This is a genomic window from Accumulibacter sp. (genome assembly GCF_029255285.1).
Lineage (GTDB): Bacteria > Pseudomonadota > Gammaproteobacteria > Burkholderiales > Rhodocyclaceae > Accumulibacter.
This window is the reverse complement of record NZ_JAPUVI010000089.1, coordinates 137100-158055: the sequence shown is the minus strand read 5'-3', so window position 1 is coordinate 158055 and position 20956 is coordinate 137100. Positions and strand designations below refer to the sequence as shown.

14 protein-coding genes are annotated in these 20956 nt (G+C 65.1%); 6 read left to right on the top strand and 8 right to left on the bottom strand.

Annotated elements, in window-relative coordinates; genetic code table 11:
- Window positions 1-74: 74 nt before the first annotated feature.
- From Q1M07_RS11955 to Q1M07_RS11945, 3 genes are all read left to right on the top strand, one after another.
- Window positions 75-3461 (top strand): transglutaminase family protein, encoded by a 3387-nt coding sequence (locus Q1M07_RS11955; RefSeq protein ID WP_300454109.1) that lies wholly within the window; start codon window positions 75-77, stop codon window positions 3459-3461.
- Window positions 3462-3973: 512 nt separating this feature from the next.
- Window positions 3974-5584 carry a methyl-accepting chemotaxis protein gene (locus Q1M07_RS11950; protein ID WP_300454108.1) on the top strand — a complete coding sequence of 537 codons (1611 nt, stop codon included), beginning with the start codon at window positions 3974-3976 and terminating at the stop codon, window positions 5582-5584.
- Window positions 5585-6676: 1092 nt separating this feature from the next.
- Entirely contained in the window at window positions 6677-8689 is a 2013-nt protein-coding gene (locus tag Q1M07_RS11945; protein WP_300454107.1) for a PocR ligand-binding domain-containing protein, read from the top strand.
- A 207-nt stretch (window positions 8690-8896) separates the two neighbouring features.
- On the opposite strand, the gene Q1M07_RS11940 is transcribed toward Q1M07_RS11945, so the two are convergent.
- Both Q1M07_RS11940 and Q1M07_RS11935 read right to left on the bottom strand, forming a co-directional pair.
- The gene (locus Q1M07_RS11940) at window positions 8897-9757 is read right to left on the bottom strand and encodes an amino acid ABC transporter substrate-binding protein (protein WP_300454106.1); all 861 of its coding nucleotides are present in this window, start codon (window positions 9755-9757) and stop codon (window positions 8897-8899) included.
- A 155-nt stretch (window positions 9758-9912) separates the two neighbouring features.
- Window positions 9913-10215, bottom strand: a complete 303-nt coding sequence (locus Q1M07_RS11935) for a hypothetical protein (protein WP_300454105.1) — start codon at window positions 10213-10215, stop codon at window positions 9913-9915.
- 311 nt (window positions 10216-10526) lie between these two features.
- Between Q1M07_RS11935 and Q1M07_RS11930 the strand changes: the two genes are divergently transcribed.
- Window positions 10527-12149, top strand: coding sequence for an ABC-F family ATPase (locus Q1M07_RS11930; protein ID WP_300454104.1), 1623 nt, complete (start codon window positions 10527-10529; stop codon window positions 12147-12149).
- A gap of 91 nt (window positions 12150-12240) precedes the next feature.
- Here Q1M07_RS11930 and Q1M07_RS11925 read toward each other — a convergent pair whose 3' ends face one another.
- Window positions 12241-13011: a uroporphyrinogen-III synthase gene (locus tag Q1M07_RS11925; protein WP_300454102.1), complete on the bottom strand. Its 771-nt coding sequence runs from the start codon at window positions 13009-13011 to the stop codon at window positions 12241-12243.
- The gene (gene hemC, locus Q1M07_RS11920; protein ID WP_300454101.1) at window positions 13008-13958 is read right to left on the bottom strand and encodes a hydroxymethylbilane synthase; all 951 of its coding nucleotides are present in this window, start codon (window positions 13956-13958) and stop codon (window positions 13008-13010) included. The genes Q1M07_RS11925 and hemC overlap by 4 nt, the downstream gene beginning before the upstream one ends.
- Window positions 13959-14141: 183 nt before the next feature.
- Here hemC and Q1M07_RS11915 point away from each other — a divergent pair, with 183 nt between their 5' ends.
- Window positions 14142-14792 (top strand): methyltransferase domain-containing protein, encoded by a 651-nt coding sequence (locus tag Q1M07_RS11915; RefSeq protein WP_300454099.1) that lies wholly within the window; start codon window positions 14142-14144, stop codon window positions 14790-14792.
- A 5-nt stretch (window positions 14793-14797) separates the two neighbouring features.
- Here the strand turns inward: Q1M07_RS11915 and Q1M07_RS11910 are convergent, their stop codons facing one another.
- The 3 genes from Q1M07_RS11910 to Q1M07_RS11900 form a co-directional block, all read right to left on the bottom strand.
- On the bottom strand, window positions 14798-15475 hold the full coding sequence (locus tag Q1M07_RS11910) for a c-type cytochrome (RefSeq protein ID WP_300454098.1): 678 nt from the start codon (window positions 15473-15475) through the stop codon (window positions 14798-14800).
- A gap of 173 nt (window positions 15476-15648) precedes the next feature.
- On the bottom strand, window positions 15649-17457 hold the full coding sequence (locus tag Q1M07_RS11905; protein ID WP_300454097.1) for a tetratricopeptide repeat protein: 1809 nt from the start codon (window positions 17455-17457) through the stop codon (window positions 15649-15651).
- Window positions 17458-17564: 107 nt separating this feature from the next.
- A complete protein-coding gene (locus Q1M07_RS11900) occupies window positions 17565-18587 on the bottom strand; it encodes a VWA domain-containing protein (RefSeq protein WP_300454096.1) in 1023 nt (340 codons plus the stop codon).
- A gap of 307 nt (window positions 18588-18894) precedes the next feature.
- On the opposite strand from Q1M07_RS11900, the gene Q1M07_RS11895 reads away from it, so the two are divergent.
- Entirely contained in the window at window positions 18895-20124 is a 1230-nt protein-coding gene (locus Q1M07_RS11895; protein WP_300454095.1) for a triacylglycerol lipase, read from the top strand.
- Window positions 20125-20163: 39 nt separating this feature from the next.
- Here the strand turns inward: Q1M07_RS11895 and tpiA are convergent, their stop codons facing one another.
- Complete coding sequence (tpiA, locus tag Q1M07_RS11890; RefSeq protein ID WP_300454094.1) at window positions 20164-20937, bottom strand: triose-phosphate isomerase; 774 nt, start codon at window positions 20935-20937, stop codon at window positions 20164-20166.
- Window positions 20938-20956 lie beyond the last annotated feature (19 nt).

Below are 20956 nucleotides of genomic sequence, written 5' to 3'. Positions count from 1 at the left end.
GCTCGCCCCCTAGACTGGCCATACCTGGCACTTATTTTGCTTGATCAAACCGACATCTTGCCTTGGAGCCGACCGTGTCGATTCATGTTGCCCTCAATCACGTCACCCACTATCGCTACGACCGTTTGATCACCCTGTCGCCGCAGATCGTCCGCCTGCGGCCGGCGCCGCATTCGCGTACGCCCATCCTCAGCTATTCGCTGAAAATCAGCCCGGCCCGGCATTTCATCAACTGGCAGCAAGACCCGCAGGCGAACTACTTGGCGCGCCTCGTCTTTCCCGAAAAGACGCGCGAGTTCCGGGTCGAAGTCGACCTGGTGGCCGAGATGTCGGTAATCAATCCCTTCGACTTTTTTCCCGAGCCCTACGCGACTACCTTTCCTTTCGCTTACGAGTCCTGGCAACAGGAAGAACTCGAGCCCTACCTCCACCGCCTGCCGACCACACCGTTGCTGCGCCGCTTCCTGGATACCCTGCCGAGCGAACCGCGCGCCAGCGTGGACTTTCTGGTCGACATCAACCGGCGAATCCAGGCCACGATAGGCTATGTGATCCGCCTCGAGCCCGGGGTGCAAACCCCTGAGGAGACACTGGCACTGGCACGCGGCTCGTGCCGCGATTCGGCTTGGTTGCTGGTCCAGGTGTTGCGTCATCTCGGACTCGCGGCGCGCTTCGTTTCCGGCTATCTGATCCAGTTGACGCCGGATGTGAAGTCGCTCGACGGACCCTCCGGCACTGACCATGACTTCACCGACCTGCACGCCTGGTGCGAGGTCTATCTGCCGGGCGCAGGCTGGATTGGCCTCGACCCGACCTCGGGTCTCTTCGCCGGCGAAAGTCACATTCCCCTGGCCTGCTCGCCGCAACCGTCTTCGGCCTCGCCGATCACCGGCTTCACAGAGAAATGCGAATGCGATTTCTCGCACGAGATGAAGATCGAACGCGTCTGGGAAGCACCTCGGGTGACCCGGCCCTACAGCGAAGAGCAGTGGCTGGCCATCGAGGCACTCGGTCGGCGGATCGACGCCGACCTCGCAGACGGCGACGTGCGTCTGACGATGGGCGGCGAGCCGACCTTCGTCTCGATCGACGACCACGACGCTGCCGAATGGAACACCGAAGCGCTCGGTCCGACCAAACGCCTACGGGCGGCGGAGATCTTCCACCGTCTGCGCGAGAACTACGCACCCCAGGGTCTGCCGCACTTCGGCCAGGGCAAGTGGTATCCCGGCGAACAACTTCCGCGCTGGTCGCTGAACTGCTTCTGGCGGCGCGACGGCCAGCCGATATGGAACGATCCGGCGCTCTACGCCTGCGAAACGCGCGACTACGGCGCCGACGAGCGCCTTGCCGGACGCTTCTTGAAGCAACTCGCCAGGCGACTGGCCATCGACCCCGAGTACGTCTTTCCCGCCTACGAGGATGCCTACTACTACCTCTGGCGGGAACACCGCTTGCCGGTCAACGTCGACCCTTTCGACGCTCGTCTCGACGACCCGCTCGAACGCCGGCGACTGGCGCAGGTCTTTCGGCGTGGCCTCGATCAGGCAGTCGGCCATGTCCTGCCGATCGTGCGAGGTGCGCATGGCGGCTGGCAGAGCGGCCCGTGGTACCTGCGCGACGGCCGCTGCTATCTGGTGCCCGGCGATTCGCCGATCGGCTATCGGTTACCGCTCGACTCACAGCCGTGGATTGCCAAGAACGACTATCCGTACATCCATTCCCCCGACCCGACGCAAACCTTCCCGCCCTTGCCCACACCCGCCCAGATCCGTGCCCAGCATGCCGTCAGCCACAGTGAAAGCCTGCCTGCCGAGCAAGCGGCAGTGGGTGGCGAAGGTTTTGCCGAACAGGCGCTGCAACGTTGCCTGGCGGCTCGCCCGCCGGTCGATGAGAGGGGGGCCGCTCAATCACCACCGCCCAACGAGTCGGCGACGCGGGTGACGCGCACTTCGATTTCGGCCGAGGCGCGCAATGGAGTTCTGTACATTTTTTTGCCGCCGACCGAAACGCTGGACGACTACCTCGAACTCGTGAGCGCTGTCGAAGCGACGGCCGAGGAACTCGCCTCGCCGGTCATTCTCGAAGGCTACGAGCCGCCGCACGATCCACGTCTGACGAAATTCCGGGTCACGCCCGACCCCGGGGTCATCGAAGTGAACATCCAGCCATCGGCGACCTGGGACGAACTCGTCGCGCGTACGACCCACCTCTACGAGGCGGCGCATCTGTCGCGCCTGACGACCGAGAAGTTCATGCTCGACGGTCGCCATACCGGAACCGGCGGTGGCAACCATTTCGTCTTCGGCGGCCCGACGACGCTCGATTCGCCCTTCCTGCGCCGGCCCGATCTGTTGCGCAGTCTGATCAGCTACTGGCACAACCACCCGTCGCTGTCCTACCTCTTCTCAGGCCTGTTCATCGGTCCGACGAGTCAATCGCCGCGTGTCGACGAGGCGCGCCACGATTCAGTCTATGAACTCGAGATCGCTTTCCGCCAGTTCCCGGCGCCGACCGCCGGTGGAGCGGAGTGCGTCGCGCCGTGGATCATCGACCGCGTGCTGCGCAACCTCCTGATCGATTCGACCGGCAACACGCACCGCTCCGAGTTCTGTATCGACAAACTCTACTCGCCGGACGGCCCGACCGGCCGCCTCGGCCTGCTCGAGATGCGCGCCTTCGAAATGCCGCCACATGCGCGCATGTCGCTTGCCCAGCAACTCCTGCTGCGCGCCCTGATCGCCCGCTTCTGGCGCACGCCTTACGCGCCAGAACGCCTGATACGCTGGGGCAGCGAGTTGCACGACCGCTTCATGCTGCCGCACTTCGTCGGCCAGGATTTCGACGATGTGATCAGCGAGTTGCGGGCCGCCGGCTATGCGCTCGAAAGCGACTGGTTTGCCCCCCACTTCGAGTTCCGATTTCCGCGTCACGGCCGCATCTCGGCCCGGGGAATCGAGCTGGAACTTCGGCACGCGCTCGAACCCTGGCACGTCATGGGCGAAGAAAACAGCGCCGGCGGCACGGCACGCTACGTCGACTCGTCGCTCGAACGTTTGCAGGTCAAGGCGACGGGAATGGCCAGCGAACGCTATGTCGTGACATGCAACGGCAAGGCTCTGCCCTTGCGCGCGACCGGCCGGGTCGGCGAATACGTCGCCGGCGTCCGCTACCGGGCCTGGAACCCGCCGTCGGCGCTGCATCCGACAATCGGCGTACACGCGCCGCTCGTCTTCGACCTCGTCGACACCTGGATGAAGCGCTCGCTCGGTGGCTGCCAGTACCATGTCGAGCACCCCGGCGGACGCAACCCCGATCGCTACCCGGTCAACGCCAACGAAGCCGAGGGCCGCCGGCTGGCCCGCTTCACGCCGTTCGGCCACAGCCCGGGCCGAGTCGACGTACAAGCGGTCGCCACCAACGCCAGCTTCCCCTTCACCCTGGATCTGCGGCAGACGTGAGATCGATCGCCCCCGGCCGGACAGCGATCTGCGGCGGGTCTCGCCGGGCCAGCGCGCTGCCGCTCAGACGTCGCCCCATCGCCCTCCAAGCCATGCGACCAGAAAGGGGCGAAATCGCGCGAGTTCCGTAGCGCGACGGCAGCCATCGAAGGCGACAGGAAACAAGCTCGCTCGGCAGCCCCGGCGGAACCTGGCCGACGCAGGCGGTGGCCGCCGCGAAGGAGCGCCTCTGCCCACGCGGACCACAGCGGCTGCGATCAGAAACGCGCCGCCCAATGTCAATCGCGCCTCTCCCGTTCTCTCCAGTTCGGCTTGTCCTCACGGTCTCCCGACGTCAGCCGCCAATGGCCGTGCCCATGGCTGGGTGTTATAGTGCGCACCGCGACGCGCGCCTCCTGGCCGCTGCCATCTGTTGTAAATCGCTTTTCAATGACTGTTATCGTTACCTTAGTCGTCAACTAGGACGTCGGCTGACCAGAACGTCCTTCAACGATACCAATAGGAATGCGCTGATGCTCAAACTGTCGATCGGGCGACTAGTCGCCCTATCCGCGTCGATACTTTGCGCCCTGCTGCTGATCGGCAACCTGATCGTCTGGAACAGCAACGCCTCGCTGGCCGTCGCCGCCGAGGAAGCGTCGCGGGTCGAGCAGAGCATTCGGGCCTTTAAGGACACGCGCTTCCATGTCGTCCAGATCCAGCAATTTCTCACCGACGCGGCGGCCGTCGGTGAAGCCGATTTCGCCGAGGCCTCGGCACAACGTGAGAAGGCCTTGTCTCAATTGGAGCGCTTGGCCGGATTGTGGCCCGCCAGGCAGGTGGTCATCGACGAGCTGAAGTTGGCCGTCAACGGCGTCTACGACACTGGCGAGCGCATGGTGCTGGCCTATATCGGCCAGGGTCACGAGGCCGGCAACGCGATCATGAAAAGCAACGATGGTTTCGATGCGGTCGCCGAGAAGTTGACGAAACAGCTCGATGGCCTGGCTGGCGAACTCGCGACGCTCGGCGAAAGGAGTGAGGTGGCACAGCAGAAAACGCGCGCCTGGATGCTGCACTCCAGCCTTGGCGTAGGCGTCCTGGCGCTGGTCTTCGTGGTTCTGTCACACCTGTTTCTGTTGCAGATTCTTTTGAAGCTGCTGGGTGGTGAACCCGCGTATGCGGAAGAGATAGCTGCGCAGATCGCCGCCGGCGACCTGACGCTGGGCGTGCATGTCAGGCCAGACGACCAGCGGAGCCTGCTTGCCAGTATCGACGGCATGCAGAAAAGCCTGCGGGCGACGGTGGCGTCGATTCGCGACAGCTCGCATGCTGTGCTGAGTGCTGCCGAAGGTCTGAACACGAAGGCGGCGCTCGTCTTCGACCGCTCGCAGACGCAAAGCGACACGGCGACTTCGATGTCGGCGTCGGTGCAAGAGATGGCGGTGAGCACCACGCAGATGGCGGACCGCGCGCGCAAGGTCAGCGCCCACACCAGCGAGGCGGGCAAGCTGGCGGCCAAGGGCGGCCAGGAGGTGCATGCGGTGACAGAGGAAATCGGCCGGGTGGCGGCTTCCGTGAACCTGGCGAGCGGGGTGATCGGCGCCCTGGGCGAGGAATCCCGGCGCATCACGGCGATCGTCGACACGATTCGGGAGATCGCCGAGCAGACCAACCTCCTGGCACTCAATGCCGCGATCGAAGCAGCGCGGGCGGGCGAACAGGGACGCGGCTTTGCGGTGGTGGCCGACGAAGTGCGCAAGCTTGCCGAGCGCACCGCGAAGTCGACACATGAAATCTCGCAGATGATCGAGGCCATCGGCAGTCGCTCGGCTGAGGCGGTGCAGGGCATGGAGCAAAGTCTGACCGCGGTGGGCGGGAGCGTGACGCAGGCCGAAAAGGCCTATGCGGCCATGTCTCTGGTGCGCGAAAACCTCGGCCGCGTCGAGGAGGAAGTCAGCGACATCACCTCGTCCGTCGAGGAGCAGCGCGCCGCGAGCACGACGATCGCCCAGAGCGTTGGACAGGTGGCACAAATGGCCGAGCAGAACCGCCAGGCGCTGGCGGCGATTGCGGCCGACGTGCGCAGCCTGGAACAACTGTCCAGGAATCTCGACAACTTCACGAGCCGTTTCCGCGTCTGAGCCGGCGAGCTGCTGCGGCACTGGCCCGCGACTCAGGAATCCATCTTTTGACGCACCCGCCGATGACGCCGGCAGCGGTGGCAGTTGCCCACCCCGACCGACCGCCACGGCCGGCTGGCCGGCGTAGGGGAAGTTCTGAACGGGCGCTTGACCATCGATTTCAAGCGCCGGGACTCGAGCGTGCGGCCGCTGGGGATGACGAGAGCGTCGCAGTCCGAAGCCTGGCGGCGTCAAAGTCAACATTCGACGTGAAGTTGCCGCCCGGCTTCCGGCCCTGGAACTGGTCAACATCGACGTCCTGGGGCGCCGGTGCGCACCGGCTCGCAGGACTCCTTGGCGGGCAGGCCGCGTCGTGCGCCTCGTAGCCGACAGTCAGCAGCGCCTGAAACGGCCTATTGTTTGCGTATTCCTCGGTCAAATCGACAGCTAGAGAAAGCCTGGCTGGAGTAGCGGGCAGGCTTTCCCCTCCCTCAGCAAACCGTGCATGCGATTTTTCCGCACACGATGTGCCGAGGCTCTTCACACCAACGCGCGTACAGAGCGTCCGCCCGCCAACGCAGGAAGCTTTTGTACGACTCGCGGCGCGTCAAGATCAATGCTCGCGAAACCGCACAGTTTGCTCCAGGGTTCGCCACCCCGAGCATCGTTTGTTGACTTTGCTCAGGACTGGACGGCCCTCCTGCTGCCAGAAGGCTCACCAGCCCGCGTTACCGCGGCGCGGCTGCCTGAGGCTGGCGAGGACTACGGACAACTCCCCAGAACTAACCTCAACGCGCTAGACTTGCCACGGTGACTGCGAACGGCCAGCATCGATCCACGCAGGAAGGGGAAGTCCCTGGCTCGGCTGGAGAGCCGATAGTGCGAGGGCTAACGCTTTCGTGGTGAGCGGCGGCGAAGGTAGCGACGCCCCAAACGGGCGCTTCGCCGAGCGGGGCGCTGCCCTGGGCCAGATCCAGCGCCGCGACAGCGAGAACTTTGACTTTGACCCGATTCTGACACGACGGCTCCTGGGCGAAAAAACCGGGACGTGCGACTGGCGATGGCCGTACGTGTCGACCACCCCTGCCCGAGCCGCACCGATGGAGACCGACCATGCCGCTACTCCGCGAACTGACCGAACTCACCAAGCTGCGCGAGCTGATGGCCGCGCTCTACCGCGCCTTCGGGATTCCGCATTCCATCTCCGACTCCGATGGCGAATGGCTGGTGGCCGAAGGCTGGGAGGACTGCTGTACCAAATTCTTCCGCGCCAATCCGGAGTCGGCCGCCATTTGCCAGCGCAGCGATGCCCGGATCGTCGGCTTGCTGAAGCCGAACGTCCATACCTGCAGCACCTGCGATCATGGCCTCGAAGAAGTAGGTGCGCCGATCGTGGTCAACGGCCAGCATGTCGCCACTTTCTGGCTGGGGCAGTTCTTCTATTCGCCACCCGATCTGGATTTCTATCGCCGCTACGCCCAGCGCTTCGGTTTCCCTGAGGAAGAGTTCCTGAGAGCCATTAGCCATTGCAAGGTCACGACCCGCGAAAACGTCGATCTGATGATGGATTACTTCATCAAATTCTGTGGCTTCCTGGCCGAGGGGGGAATCCAGCATCGTCAGGTTCTCAAGAAGGAGGCGGAAATCCGCGCGCTGAACGCCAATCTCGAACAAACCGTCATCAACCGGACGCGGGAGCTGGAAAAAGCCAAGGACACCGCGGAAGCGGCCAACCGGGCGAAGTCGGTCTTTCTGGCCAACATGAGCCACGAACTGCGCACACCGCTGAACGCGATCTTGGGCTTTACCGATCTGATGCGTCGGGACGCTGTACTCACCGGGCGGGACCGCGAACACCTGGACATCGTCAACCGCAGCGGCGTGCATCTGCTGGGGCTGATCAACGACATTCTCGACATGGCCAAAATCGAAGCTGGACGCATCCGTCTGGAGATCGCGCCGTTCGATCTGGGCACGATGGTGGACGATCTGGTCGACATGATGGGCCAGCGCGCGCGCGAGAAAGGGCTTGAGTTACGGCTGGAGCGGCCCGCGCGAGTGGCGCGCTATATCCGGGGTGACGAAACTCGATTGCGGCAAGTGCTGGTCAACCTGCTGGGCAACGCCATCAAGTTCACTCCGGTGGGAGGTGTGACCCTGTACTTCGACGTTGCGCCGGACCTCAGCGAACCGCGACTCTTGATCGAAGTGGAGGACACCGGTCCCGGCATCGCGCCGGACGATCAAGTGCGAGTATTCGAGCCGTTCGTACAAGCCGGTCCCGACCTTGGCCAGAAAGGGACCGGGTTGGGTCTGGCGATCACGCGCCAGTTGGTCGAGCTGATGGGTGGACGAATCGGGCTGATCAGCCAACTCGGACAAGGCAGCCGCTTCTGGATCGACCTGCCGGCCGAGATCGCCACCGCTGCCGACGTGGCCGGCGCGCAGGAGGCCGGCGAAGATGTCCTGCGCCTGGCGCCGGGCGAGCCGGAGTGGCGGATCCTGATCGTCGAGGATCAGCCGGAAAACAGCCTGTTGCTCGGCCGGCTGCTGACAGACGCCGGCTTTCAGGTACGCGCGGTGAGCAACGGCGCCGAGGGAATCGAGTGCTTCCAGCAGTGGCGCCCGCACTTCATCTGGATGGACCGGCGCATGCCGGTCATGGACGGGCTGGAGGCCACCCGGCGGATCCGGGCGCTCGAGGGGGGCGAGGCCGTGAAGATCGTCGCCCTGACTGCTTCGGTGTTCACCGAGCAGCGCGGAGAAATGCTGGAAGCCGGGATGGACGATATTCTGCACAAGCCGTTTCGGCCGGCAGAGATCTTCGGTTGCCTGGAACGTCTCCTGGGAGCCCGCTTCCTGCGCCGGGCAACGGCAGCATTCGCCGCCCCGACGGCCAGCGCGCCGGATCGCGCGGCGCTGGCGGCACTGCCGGAGGAGTGGCGGCGCGAACTGGCCGACGCCTTGGTGGCGCTCGACGTCGAGCAGATCGGCCGCCTGGCCGGGCGGATCGCCGAACGCGATCCGGCGCTGGGCCGGATCCTGCGTCGCCACGCAGACGACTTCGATTTCAGCGCGTTCGAGGAAGCGCTGCGCGGGATCGGCGAAGGTTCGCCGCCAACTTGACGGAGGTTGGTGGCTGCCGGTAGCCTCGTGTTCGGCGCGGCGCGGTTTGCGAGGTCGATGGGACATGGCAAGGACGAAGCGTCGATGCGCTTCGCCGCTCCCGCGGCGCTCGTGCCCTGCCCCTGGGAGCGGCGTTTCTCAGGCCGGCGGGAAGGACTGCTCCCGCCGGCCCGACACACCGTTTTCGCGCTGCACCAAGGGAGGCCGCTACTCGGGCAGCCCGTTGATCAGGAACATCGCCTGCAGGGCATCGTTCGGTTTGCCGAGCGGCTCGAACCAGCGGCCGAGGATGGGGCCGATCTCGCCGCTGCGATAAAGCCTCGCCAGGCTGCGATCCACCGCCAGGCGAAGATCGGCATCCCGGCGCATGACCAGGCCGTAGGGCTCGTAGCTGAACTGCACCGTGGCCAGCGCGAAGCTCTGTCCCTGCCCACGGACGAGGGCCGTCGAGATCAGCACCGTGCGATCGGCGGCGTACGCCGTGGCTGTCTTGTTGGTCAGCGCCTTCAAGGCGGCATCGTGATCCGCCACCTTGAGCAGGACAAATCCGTGCTTGCCGGCGCCGATCAATTCCTCGAGCACCCTTTCGGTCGTCGTTCCGGCCACCACCGCGACACGCTGCCCCTTGATCGCTTCCACCGACGACGGCGCCTCGCCGTCGCGAAACAACAGGCCGGCGCCATCGACGAAAGTCATCAGGCTGAAGTCGAAATCGGCACGCCGCGACAGGGTCTGGGTCGTGTTGCCGCATTCGATGTCGATCGCGCCACTCTTCAACGCCTCGAAACGGTTCTGCGCCGTCACCGGCACCCAGCGCACATCGAGTTTCGGCAGGCCCAGTTGCCGGCCAAGATCCTCGGCCACGATCCGGCACAGGTCCACGCTGTAGCCGCGTGGCTGCCGGTCGTCGCCGACGAACGAGAACGGGATCGAATTTTCACGATAGCCGAGTTTCAGCGTCGCCGACTGCTTGATCGTCGCCAGGGCCGATTCAGCCGCCCCGGCCGGTGAAGCCGCAATAGCCAGGCTTGCGGCAAGCCCGGCGACGAGCAGGGTTTGTTTGATCATGTTGAATCCTCATGTAAGTGGAGCAAAAAAATCCTCGGTGCCGAAAACTCCGCGGCTGCGGCAAGTAGGCAGCCAAGCGCGACCTGCCCCATCGTGAGCCAGACGGTGGACAAGCCGGCAAGAGCGCTCGTTGCGCGCGGGCTACGGTCCAGCCATCAGCCGCCCGGGGCCGGCGACGCCGCCTGGCCCTTGACCGAGGACTCCGGAGCCGGCACGCACTTGAAGAAGACTTTCGGATAATCGGCGGTATTCAGACTGCCGTAATGCGAGCTGGTGGCCAGCGGCATCATGTCCTTGCCCTGACTTCGACAGGTGTCGATCGCCCGATGGTAGTTCACCCAGCCGGCCGTGTCCGACATCATGTAGGTGTCCGGACCCGTCGGCACGATATTCGCGGCGCAGCCCGCCAGAATGAATGCCAGCGGCCAAGCCGAGCCAACGCTTCTGTTCGCTTTCACAGATTGCCCTCCATGGCTGACAACAACAAGAATGCAAGCCGAACTGAGCCGGCCGGCGTCTATCCTGCGGGCCAGCCGGCGGGACGTCAAGCGGGGCGGAATACCCGCCACGTCTCCAAGCCTGCTGCCGCACATCGATACGCGTCGGCCATCATCTCGACCACCAGCACCCGTTGGATGGCCCGGCGGTCGCGGCTGACTGCCCGGGGAAGCGCACGACTGACCAACGCCCAATTGAGGCGAGCCCGCCGAAGCACTCTGAGGTACAATATCGCCCTTTCGCAACTCAATGATTTCACCGAGGTTTCTTAGTGCTCGCGGCCAACAATGTCACCATGCAGTTCGGGGCCAAGCCCTTGTTCGAAAACGTTACGGTCAAGTTCGGTGAGGGCTATCGCTACGGCTTGATCGGCGCCAATGGCTCCGGCAAGTCGACCTTCATGAAGATCCTCGACGGCGAACTCGAACCGACGGCCGGCAATGTCTCCAAGGACCCGCACGAACGCATGGCCTACCTGCGCCAGGACCAGTTCGCCTTTGAGCAGCATCGCGTGATCGACGTCGTGCTGATGGGGCACACGGAAATGTGGGCCTGCATGCTCGAAAAGGACGCCATCTACGCCAATCCGGACGCCACCGAGGACGATTACCTGCACGCCGCCGACCTCGAGGCACGCTTTGCCGAGTACGGCGGCTACACCGCCGAATCGCGCGCCGGTGAGCTGCTGCTCGGCGTCGGCATCCCCGCCGAGCAGCATTTCGGTCCGATGAGCGACGTCGCGCCGGGCTGGAAACTGCGCGTCCTGCTGATTCAGGCCCTATTTGCCGACCCGGACATCCTGCTGCTCGACGAACCGACCAACAACCTCGACATCGCCACCATCCGCTGGCTGGAAAACGTGATCAACGAGCGCAGCAGCACGATGGTGATCATTTCGCACGATCGCCACTTCCTTAACCAGGTGTGCACCCACATGGCCGACCTGGACTACGGCAAGATCACGGTTTATCCGGGCAATTACGACGACTTCATGGAAGCCTCGGCGCTGGCCCGCGAGCGCCAGCAAAACGCCAATGCGAAAGCGAAAGAACGGATCGCCGAACTGCAGAACTTCGTTCGCCGTTTCTCGGCCAACGCGTCCAAGGCCAAGCAGGCGACGTCGCGCATGAAACTGATCGACAAGCTGAAGCCCGAGGATGTGAAGCCTTCGTCGCGCCAGTATCCGTGGATCCGTTTCGAGTTCGACGACAAGGAAAAGCTGCACCGGCAAGCAGTCGAGATCGACAGCCTGACTTTCGCTTATCCGGGAAGCGCGCGCAAGATCTTCGACCGGCTCAACCTGACGATCAACGGTGGCGACCGACTGGCGATCATCGGCGAGAACGGCGTCGGCAAGAGCACGCTGCTCAAGCTGTTGATGGCTGAACTGGCGCCGCAGCGCGGCAGCATCAAGTGGGCGGAGAAAGCGCGCTGCGGCTACTATGCGCAGGATCACGCACAGGACTTCGACAGCGACGCCAGCCTGACCGAATGGATCGCCGGCTATGCGCGCGCCAGCGCGGCCGACGGCGACGACCTCGAAACGCTGATCCGCGGCACGCTCGGCCGCCTGCTGTTTTCGGGCAACGAGGTCCGCAAGGCGGTCAGGGTCATCTCGGGCGGCGAACAGGGACGCATGATCTTCGGCAAACTGATGCTCATGAAGCCGAACGTTCTGGTGATGGACGAGCCGACCAACCACCTGGACATGGAATCGATCGAATCGCTCAACACGGCGCTCGAGAAATTCAAGGGAACCCTGATCTTCGTCTCGCACGACCGCGAGTTCGTCTCGTCGCTGGCCACCCGAGTCCTGGAGATCCGCCTCGACGGAAAGATCGTCAACTACCCCGGCAACTACGAAGAGTATCTCGCCAGCCAGGGAATTGCCTGAGCGCTGGGCGGCAGGCACGAAACCGCCCTACTTGCTGCCCGGCCCCGGTCTCTCGCCCGTGCGCCGCGCCAAGCCGGCACGACGGCGGAATTCAGCGCCAGCGATGGGCGCACAAAGCGGCCACCAGCCCGGCGTCGGCCGGCGCGGTCAGAACGACATTGCGCAATCCGAGTTGCTGTGCCAACTCGGCGATACGCGGGTGCAGCACGAAAACCGGCGTCTGCGCCAGATGCGCGCGCGCCGCATCGTCGAGCAGGCGCAGCAGATTGCGCAAGGCCTCGCTCGACGAGACGGTCACGGCGTCGAGCTCGCCGCGGCGCAAGTCCTCCTGCAGCGCCGCCACATCGCTCGGCGCCGAACGCTGGTAACAGCTCACGCAATCGACCTCGACTGCGCGCTCGCGCAGCGTCTCGGCCAGCAATTCGCGTCCTCCGTTGCCACGAAAGATCACCGCCCGCCGGCCAGCAACGTTCTGCCGCTGCAACTCCGGCAGCGCCAGAACGGCCTCCGAGTCGAAGCGCTCATTGGGCACCAGCGCGTTCTCGATGCCGTAGGTCGCGAGCAAGGACACACTCCCCTGGCCAATGGCGACCGCCCGCAACGCGGCCGGCCACGGACGGCGAGCGAGAATCTGCGGCAGGCTGAAAGCGACAGCGTTCGGGCTGATGAACACGGCCAGCGAGTAGGAATCGAGGCGCGCGATGGCCAACCGCAGGGGCTCCGGATCGTCGGCCGGCGCGATTTCGAGCAGGGGACAGACGATCGCTTCGCCCCCCAGCCCGGCGATCATGGCGGTCAGGCTGTCCGCCTGCCCGCGCGGGCGGGTGATGGCGATTCGCCGGCCTTGCAGGAGCCCGCTCATTGGCTGATGGCAGCCGATTCGCGAAGGATGGCGTCGGCACCGCGTTCGCGCAGCGCGTCGGCAAGTCGCTGGCCAATCGACTCGTCGTCGCCGGCCGCGCCATACCACTCGCCCGCCAGCCGGCGCCGTCCGTCCGTTGTGGCGATCCAGCCGCGCAGCCACAGGCGGCCGTCCTCGAGCACGGCATGCGCCGCCAGAGGTAGCTGGCAGCTACCTCCGAGCGCGCGCGAGAAGGCGCGCTCAGCGCGCACGCAGTGCGCCGTAGCGGCATCGTCGAGCGGCGCCAGCAGGGCGATCAGATCGGCGCGTGCCGACAACACCTCGATCGCCAGAACGCCTTGTCCGGGAGCCGGCAGCGATTGCTCGGGCGTCAGCACGGCCCTGATGCGATCGGTCAGACCCAGCCGAATCAGGCCGGCAGCGGCCAGGATGATCGCATCATAGTCGCCGGCATCGAGTTTGCGGAGACGCGTATCGAGGTTGCCGCGCAAACTCTCGATCGAAAGCTGCGGATAGCCGGCGCGCAGCATGGCGGCGCGGCGCTGGCTGGAGGTGCCGACCACGGCATTGGCCGGCAATTGGTCGAGCCTGGCAAAGCGGCTGGAGACGAAAGCATCGCACGGGTTTTCACGGGCCGAGATGGCGGCCAGCGTGAAGCCGGCCGGCATCTCCATCGGCAAGTCTTTCATCGAGTGCACGGCCAAGTCGGCGCGCCCCTCCTGCATGGCGACCTCGAGTTCCTTGATGAACAGGCCCTTGCCGCCGATGGCGGCGAGCGGCCGGTCGAGGATCCGATCTCCCCGGGTAGTCATGCCGAGAATGCTGATCTCGGTCTGCGGATATAATTCTGCCAGGCGGCGACTGACGTGCTGCGCCTGCCACATGGCGAGACGGGACTCGCGCGAGGCAATGACCAGACGGGATGGGGCTCGGTTTGCAGAGTTCAAGAGGCCTCCCGGCAAGGGCGCCGGCAGACCCTGGCCGACGCGGTGACGCACTTCAACGAGGCGGCAATTCTAACACGCCTGCGTGACTCCCCCTGTCGGCGCCGGTGGCCCGACGTTGAACGGCGACGCAGCGCCGCAGCGCGATCATCCACAGCCCCCGACCAACCCGCCCCGAAGAACCGCATGTCGTCCGCAAAGCCGAACCACCAACGCCCGGAGCTTCCCGACTTCTGGGATCATCGTTTCCGTTCGGGCGTCACGCCCTGGGAAGCCGGCGAGGCGCCGTCCGCTCTTCGCGACTTCGCCGACCGCTACGCCAGCCCTGCCCCCCCGAAGCGCCAAGCCGAACCGGGAGGCGGCGCCAGCCAACCGCAGGTCCTGATCCCCGGCTGCGGCAGTGCCTGCGACGCCGCCTTCCTTGCTCAGCGCGGCTGGGAGGTCACAGCGCTCGATTTTTCCGGCGCCGCGGTCGAGCGCGCCCGTTGGACGTTGGGAGACTCCTGGCGCGGCAAACTGCTGTGCGCCGACTTCTTCACGTTTACCCCGGAAGCGCGGTTTGATTTGATCTACGAACGCGCCTTCCTGTGCGCACTGCCGCGAAAGCTCTGGCCGGACTATGCGGCCCGGATCGCCGGACTGTTGCATCCGGGTGGACTGCTCGTCGGGTTTTTCTTGTTCGGCAGCGAAGTGCCAGGTCCACCCTTTGCGATCCTCCCGGAACAACTCGACGACCTGCTGGCGGCGTCCTTCGTGCGTCGCGACGATCGCCCGGTCACCGATTCGCTGCCGGTCTTTGCCGGGCGCGAACGCTGGCAGGAATGGCAACGGCGCTGACCCTTCTACGGCTCGACTTCCTGTATCGTCGTCAGATAGGCGAGAATGTCACGCAGGTCACTCGCCGAAAGCGTGTACAACACGCCCTGATCGGCCGCCTCCTCGTCATGCGGGCGATCCGCTTTCAGGTAGGCGTCTATCTGCTTCTTCAGATAGACGGTGTATTGCCCGACGAGCATCGGAAACATGCCGCCGCGCCCCTTGCCGGTCCGGCCATGACAGGCGGCGCACTCCTTTTGATAAACCGTTTTGCCGTGGTCGATATCACCCTCGGCACGCGGCAAGATCATGACCTTTTCCATCGCCAGCAGCCGCGTCAGGGCGTCGTCGCTGTCCTTGAAAACGGGTTGCCGAGTCGGAAGCACGATCTGCGCCAGATAGTCGGACACCAGCTTCATGTCCTCGTCCGGCAGTTCGCGTTCCTTGGTGTAGGGATACATCGGCAGATTGACCCGCAACTGGCTCTGGAAGGCTTTCAACTGCTGCTCCATGTACTTCGCCGACTGGCCGGCAAGGCGCGGATATTCTCCTTTCTTGCCGCCAGCGCCGAACTCGCCATGGCAGGCCGCGCAAGGACCGTAGATCTCCTTGGCCTTTTCGGAGTCGAGCGCCTGAGCCGGCAACGCGGCGGCTACGGCAAGCAGAATGCAGAACAGTTGGCTGAAGCGTCGGGGGCGCCGCATGGCTTTCTCGTCGTCGGGAAAGTGCCGATTGTAGGAAGAATGCGCCGCCGCCGGCCTTGATGAGCGTCAATATGCCGCCGGCGCCACCGGCGCTTGTGGCAGAAACTGACGTACTCCACACCCCCGGCGGCTCACCCGGTCACCGGCGAAGACCGGACGAACAGACAACCGCCCTACTTCGTCGCCGCTTCGGCCAGCATTTTGGCCTCGCGAGCATTCCGGAAATTCGGGTTCAGCGCGAGAGCCTTGTTCGCGGCCTCGGCCGCCTTCTTGCGCTCGCCCTTGTCCGCCAAGGCGACGGCCAAATGATACCAGGCGCCTGGACTCCCGCTATCGGGCGGCAGCTTCTGCAATAGCGCCAGCCCCTCGGCTTTGCGGCCCGTCTGGAAGTAGATCCAGCCCACCGAATCGCGGACGTCCGGATTGTTGGGCACCGCCTTGTGCAAGGCATCGGCCAGGCGTGCGGCTTCCCGGTATTCCCCACGCGCCAGCAGGAGCAAAGCGAGGTTGTTCTGCCCGACGATGTTGCCGGGGTCGCGTGCCAACAGGCTGCGGTAATGCCGCTCGGCGCCGCTCTTGTCGCCCGACTCCTCGGTCGTCACGGCCAGCAGAAGCAGCGCCGCCTTACTGTTGGGAGTCACTCGGGTCAGCTTCTCGGCCAGTGCGATGGCCTTACGGTAATCGGCAAGCTTGGCGTAAGCGATCGAGCAGAGGCGAAGCAGGTTTGGATCGTCCGGCGCCAACGTAAGTCCACGCTCGAAACTGGTCACCGCCTCTTGGTACTTCTTCTGCGTCGCCTGCAGCGAACCCAGACGCTGCAAGGCATCGATATCCCGGGGATCCTTCCTCGCCTGCGCGGCCATCAGCTCTTCGCTCTCGGCAAAGCGGCCGTCCTTCTCCAGTTCGGCCGCCAGACCGAAAGTCGCTGCCCGAGCCACACTGGGCGTCGCCGACAGCGCCTTGAAAGCGTCGCTGGCCTGCTGTCGTTTGCCAGCGGCCGCATACGCCTGAGCCAGGCCAAGCGCGATGAATGGATTGTTCGCCGTGCGCCCGGCAACGGCTTCGGCGCGCTTCAGACCGGCGTCCGTCTTGCCGCTGCCGATCTCCGCCAGAGCCAATTCCATCTCCCCGCCTGGAGCGTTCGGGCGCAGGCGAAGATATTCGGTCAAGGCGCTGATCGCCAGCCGGTAGTCCTGAGTCTGCCGAGCAATGCGGCCGGTTATCAACCAGGGAACAGGATGACGCGGTGCTGCCGCGCGCGCCTTTTCGAGCAGCGCCAGCGCCTCGGCAGGTTTTCCGAGGCCGAAGCGTGCCTCGGCGACGACCGTGTAGGCGGCGTAATCCTTGACCTTGTCGAGAGGAACGGACTTGAACAGGTCGAGCGTCCGCTGATACTCTCCCCGCCGGTTGTAAATCGCCCCCAGATTCGGGCGGATGCTGACCACATCGGCATCGAGCTCCGCGACGCCCTTCTCGAACTGAATGGCGGCAGCCGCCAGGTTGCCATTGGCTGCCTCTATCAGTCCGAGCCTCTGGGCCAACTGGCCGTCGTCCGGTTTGATCGCTGCCGCCGCCCGGTAATGTTTCTCGGCTTGCTTGAGCTGCTTTTCGGCATAAGCGAGGTCGCCCAGCTTGACCATCGCCGTCCACCGCTTCGGCTCGATCGACAGCGCCTTCTCGAACGCTTGGCGCGCGTTGGCGATGTCGCCCGACAGGCCGAGCGCCACGCCGAGCACTTCCTGACTGGCCGCCGAATTGGGATAGGCGGCGACCGATTGCTGAGCGATCTGCAGGCCTTCCTTGAGCTTGCCTGCCTCGAACAGACGCAGCGCCTGCTTCAGTTGCGCCGCGTCGGGGGCGGTCGATAATTCACTGGCCGGCTGGGCCATTTTCGGCTGGAAGTCGAAGCTGGCCTGTTCGGACGGTGATGGAAGTACATAAGCGAAGGCCCCATCTGCCCGAAGCAGAAGGACCGTCAGCAACAGAAGCTTAGCCGGAGGGATTTTTCGATTGCTCATAGTCAGCCCGGGAAAAAAAAGACGGCACTATTGTGCCGTCTTTTTGCTGCCGATGGGGTATAGCGATACGATCAGGCGCTGCGACGACGTACGCGCAGGCCAGCCAGGGCGGCGATGCCGAGCAGAGCCAGGCTGCCGGGCTCCGGAACGTGGATGCGGTCGGCTTCCCGAGCCACCCGGATGCCGTCCACCGTGCCGTACGTGTTGAAGCTGAAATCGCCCGGGGTCACGCCGGTGAAGGTCAGGTCGAACTCGAAGGTACGCTCTTCGGAACGGTCGAAGGTGCCGACATAGCACGGGGTGGATACGGCGGCGACGCCAGCGGCGCCAGCTTCCGACGTATCCAGGCAGACCTTGGTGTAGTTCGTCACGGCCGACTTGATGGCGGCGTCGATAGCGGCGGCGATGCCTGCCGAATCGATGCCAGGGAAGTACGCACCGCCCGTCGCCGCGGCGATACGGCCTGCCTGGCCGGTCGAATTCAGCGCGCCGACATCGATCGCCTCGACCTTGATGTTTCTGGCGACCAGTGCAGCGGTCGCGCTCGCCTCGGTCGAACCGCCCGAAGGATCATGACCCGGCTCGTCACCGAACCACACCATCACCTTGGCCGTGCTCGCGCCCCAGTCCGGACCCGCGCCGGCGGCGGTTTCGAGAGCGAAGAGGTTGGCTTCCGGCGTGTCGCCGCCGCCACTGGCAGCCCAGGCGTCGATACCCGCCGTCACTGCCGTCGTATCCGAGGTCAGCGCCGTATTGAGGCGATAGGCGTAGACATCGCCGAAATCCTTGTACTCGCCGACCGCCCAGCGCACGCCACCATAAACGCCGGTGCTCGTCAGCAGCGAAGCCGCGCTGGCCTGCACGGCGGCGATTTGCGAACCCATCGATCCGGTGGTGTCGGCCATGAAGAAGATGTCCACGCCGGAGGTCACTTCCTTGGTGACCGTAACCGTCTTGTGAACCGACGCGGAACCGCCGACGGCGATGTTGGCCGAGAACGAAGTCGGGGAGATGCTGTCGGCGAAGGCAACTTGAGCGCCGAAGCCGGCGATGGCGACGCAAGCGCCCTGGGCCAGAGTACGAGTCAGAGACATGGAAAGCTCCTCAGTTAGTGATAGTCGTTGATGGTCGGTTTTTTCTGCGGCTCAATCGCCACGAAGATTACCAAGCAAACGTCGTGCCTGAGTTGTCTGATCTCGTAAATACAATCACTTGCCGATCTCTCCTACCATTCCTCCGGGGGGGTATGTAAAAAAATTCGACACCGCTCGACGGCTGGCGTGCCGATGGAGCCCTGGGCTGCCGCGTCGAACGGCGCCAGCGCGGCGCTATACTGAACCCTCCTGTCCACATTCCGTGGCTGACCTTCGGCCAGGTCCCGCCGCACCAGGGAGCCATCGAGTGAAGTGTGACAAGCCGCATCAGGGTCGGCGCGCGCCGACCACCGGTTACAGCCACGCCGCAAAAACCGCGCTGCAGGAGACCACGCGGCGCGTCAGCGAAATGCATCAAGCCATCGCCGGCAAGTCATTCGACCTGCTGCGCCGAATCCCCCTCGTTGCCGGGCCGGCGCAGCTCGTGCGGAGCGTGCACGACGCCATCGCGGCTGGCGTTTACGCGGCGATACATCACGCCGGCGGCAGCCTGCTCGACGCCGCGGCGATCGTCGAGCGGCACTACCCTCGCCGAACGGGCGCCGCGACGCCTCCCGGAAAGCTGGCCAGCGGACTGCGCAGCGCACTCAACGGCGCTTTCGGCGACTATCTCGTGTCCACCGACAGCCGGCTGGCGATCGACATGGCCATCCACGCCGGCGGCGTCGCGCTGCCGCTCACCGCCGATGCCTTGCGCGTCGCCTTCCCCGACGCCGGCCGACGGCTGTGCCTTTTCGTCCACGGCCTCGCTTGCGACGAACACGGCTGGGACCCCGGCGACGCAGCGGCGACATCGCCGGTTCACTTCGGACGCCGGCTGCGCGAGGAGTTCTCTTACACGCCGCTCTACCTGCGCTATAACAGCGGCCTGCCGATTGCCCGCAATGGCGCGCACCTCGCCGCCCTGCTCGAGGAGCTGATGGCCGTCTGGCCGGTGCCGGTCGGCGACCTCGTCGTCATCGGCCATAGCATGGGTGGTCTGGTCGCGCTGGCCGCCTGCGAAGCGGCGGCGCAAGCCGGGCTGGGCTGGCCGCGGGCAACCCGAATGCTGATCTGCCTGGGCTCGCCGCACCTGGGCTCGGCGCTCGAACGACTGGGCGAACTGACCAATGCGCTGCTCGATCGCTCGGCCGTGACGGCGCCGCTGGGCCGGATCGCTGCCGCGCGCAGCCAGGGAATCAAGGATCTCGGGCAGGGCCCCGGGTCGCCGACGATGTCACCGGGGCACGCCCATATCGCGTTCCGCTTTCTTGGCGCCAGCCTGACCGACAAGCTCGAACACCCGATCGGCAGGTTTCTCGGCGACGGACTGGTCAGCCTGCGCAGCGCCACCGGGCATGCCATCGACGGTGACGTGCAGAGCGCCCAACTGGGCGGCCTCGGCCACCTGGCGCTGCTCAACGACCCGCGCGTCTACCGGCAGATCAGCGAATGGGTTGGGGCGCTGCCGCGCAGCGGAAGTGCGCTCGGAACGTGAAGCGGCGGGGCCGCTTCCCAACCCCGCCGCGGTAACCACTCAGGTCGACTGAGCGGCTGACTCACCCGGCGTGATGATGCCCAGGAAGCTGTCGGCCTTGAGTGCCGCGCCACCAATCAGGCCGCCGTCGATGTCCGGTTGACCGAGCAGGCCGGCCGCGTTCTCGGGCTTCATCGAGCCACCGTACTGGATGCTGATCGACTGCGCCACACTGTCGCCGTAGAGCTTGGCCAGCAGGCCGCGGACAAAGGCGTGCGCCTGCTGGGCTTCGTCGTCGCTGGCCGTGACGCCGGTACCGATCGCCCACACCGGCTCGTAGGCGACGACGGTGCGCCGGGCGTCGTCGGCCGACAGACCGGCGTAAGCGCCATTGACCTGCGTCGTGAGCACGCTTTCCAGTTGCCCGCCCTGACGCTCGGCCAGCGTCTCGCCGATGCAGATGATCGGCCCCATGCCGAGCGACAGCACTTTCCTGACCTTCTTGTTGACGGTTTCGTCGGTCTCGCCGAAGTAGGTCCGCTGCTCGGAGTGGCCGATGATGACGAAGTCGACGCCGATCTCCTGCAGCATGTCGGCGCTCACCTTGCCGGTGAAAGCCCCCTGGTTCTCCCAGTGCACATCCTGCGCCGCCAGCTTGACGTTCGTTCCCTTGACCACTTCGGCCACCTTGGCCAGGGCGAGATAGGTCGGCGCGATGGCGACGACGACTTGCCGGATGTCCTTGACTGCCGCGACGACGTCGGCAGCAAGCTTCACGGATTCGGCAACCGTCTTGTTCATTTTCCAGTTGCCGGCGATAACGATTTTGCGCATGGTATTCCTCGGTTAGAGT

Bases quoted from the DNA above. Each gene is read 5' to 3' on its own strand.
- Q1M07_RS11915 (WP_300454099.1), top strand. From the start codon at position 14,142: ATGTCGTCCGCAAAGCCGAACCACCAACGCCCGGAGCTTCCCGACTTC.
- Q1M07_RS11925 (WP_300454102.1), bottom strand. From the start codon at position 13,011: ATGAGCGGGCTCCTGCAAGGCCGGCGAATCGCCATCACCCGCCCGCGC.
- Q1M07_RS11950 (WP_300454108.1), top strand. From the start codon at position 3,974: ATGCTCAAACTGTCGATCGGGCGACTAGTCGCCCTATCCGCGTCGATA.
- Q1M07_RS11910 (WP_300454098.1), bottom strand. From the start codon at position 15,475: ATGCGGCGCCCCCGACGCTTCAGCCAACTGTTCTGCATTCTGCTTGCC.
- tpiA (WP_300454094.1), bottom strand. From the start codon at position 20,937: ATGCGCAAAATCGTTATCGCCGGCAACTGGAAAATGAACAAGACGGTT.
- Q1M07_RS11900 (WP_300454096.1), bottom strand. From the start codon at position 18,587: ATGTCTCTGACTCGTACTCTGGCCCAGGGCGCTTGCGTCGCCATCGCC.
- Q1M07_RS11945 (WP_300454107.1), top strand. From the start codon at position 6,677: ATGCCGCTACTCCGCGAACTGACCGAACTCACCAAGCTGCGCGAGCTG.
- Q1M07_RS11940 (WP_300454106.1), bottom strand. From the start codon at position 9,757: ATGATCAAACAAACCCTGCTCGTCGCCGGGCTTGCCGCAAGCCTGGCT.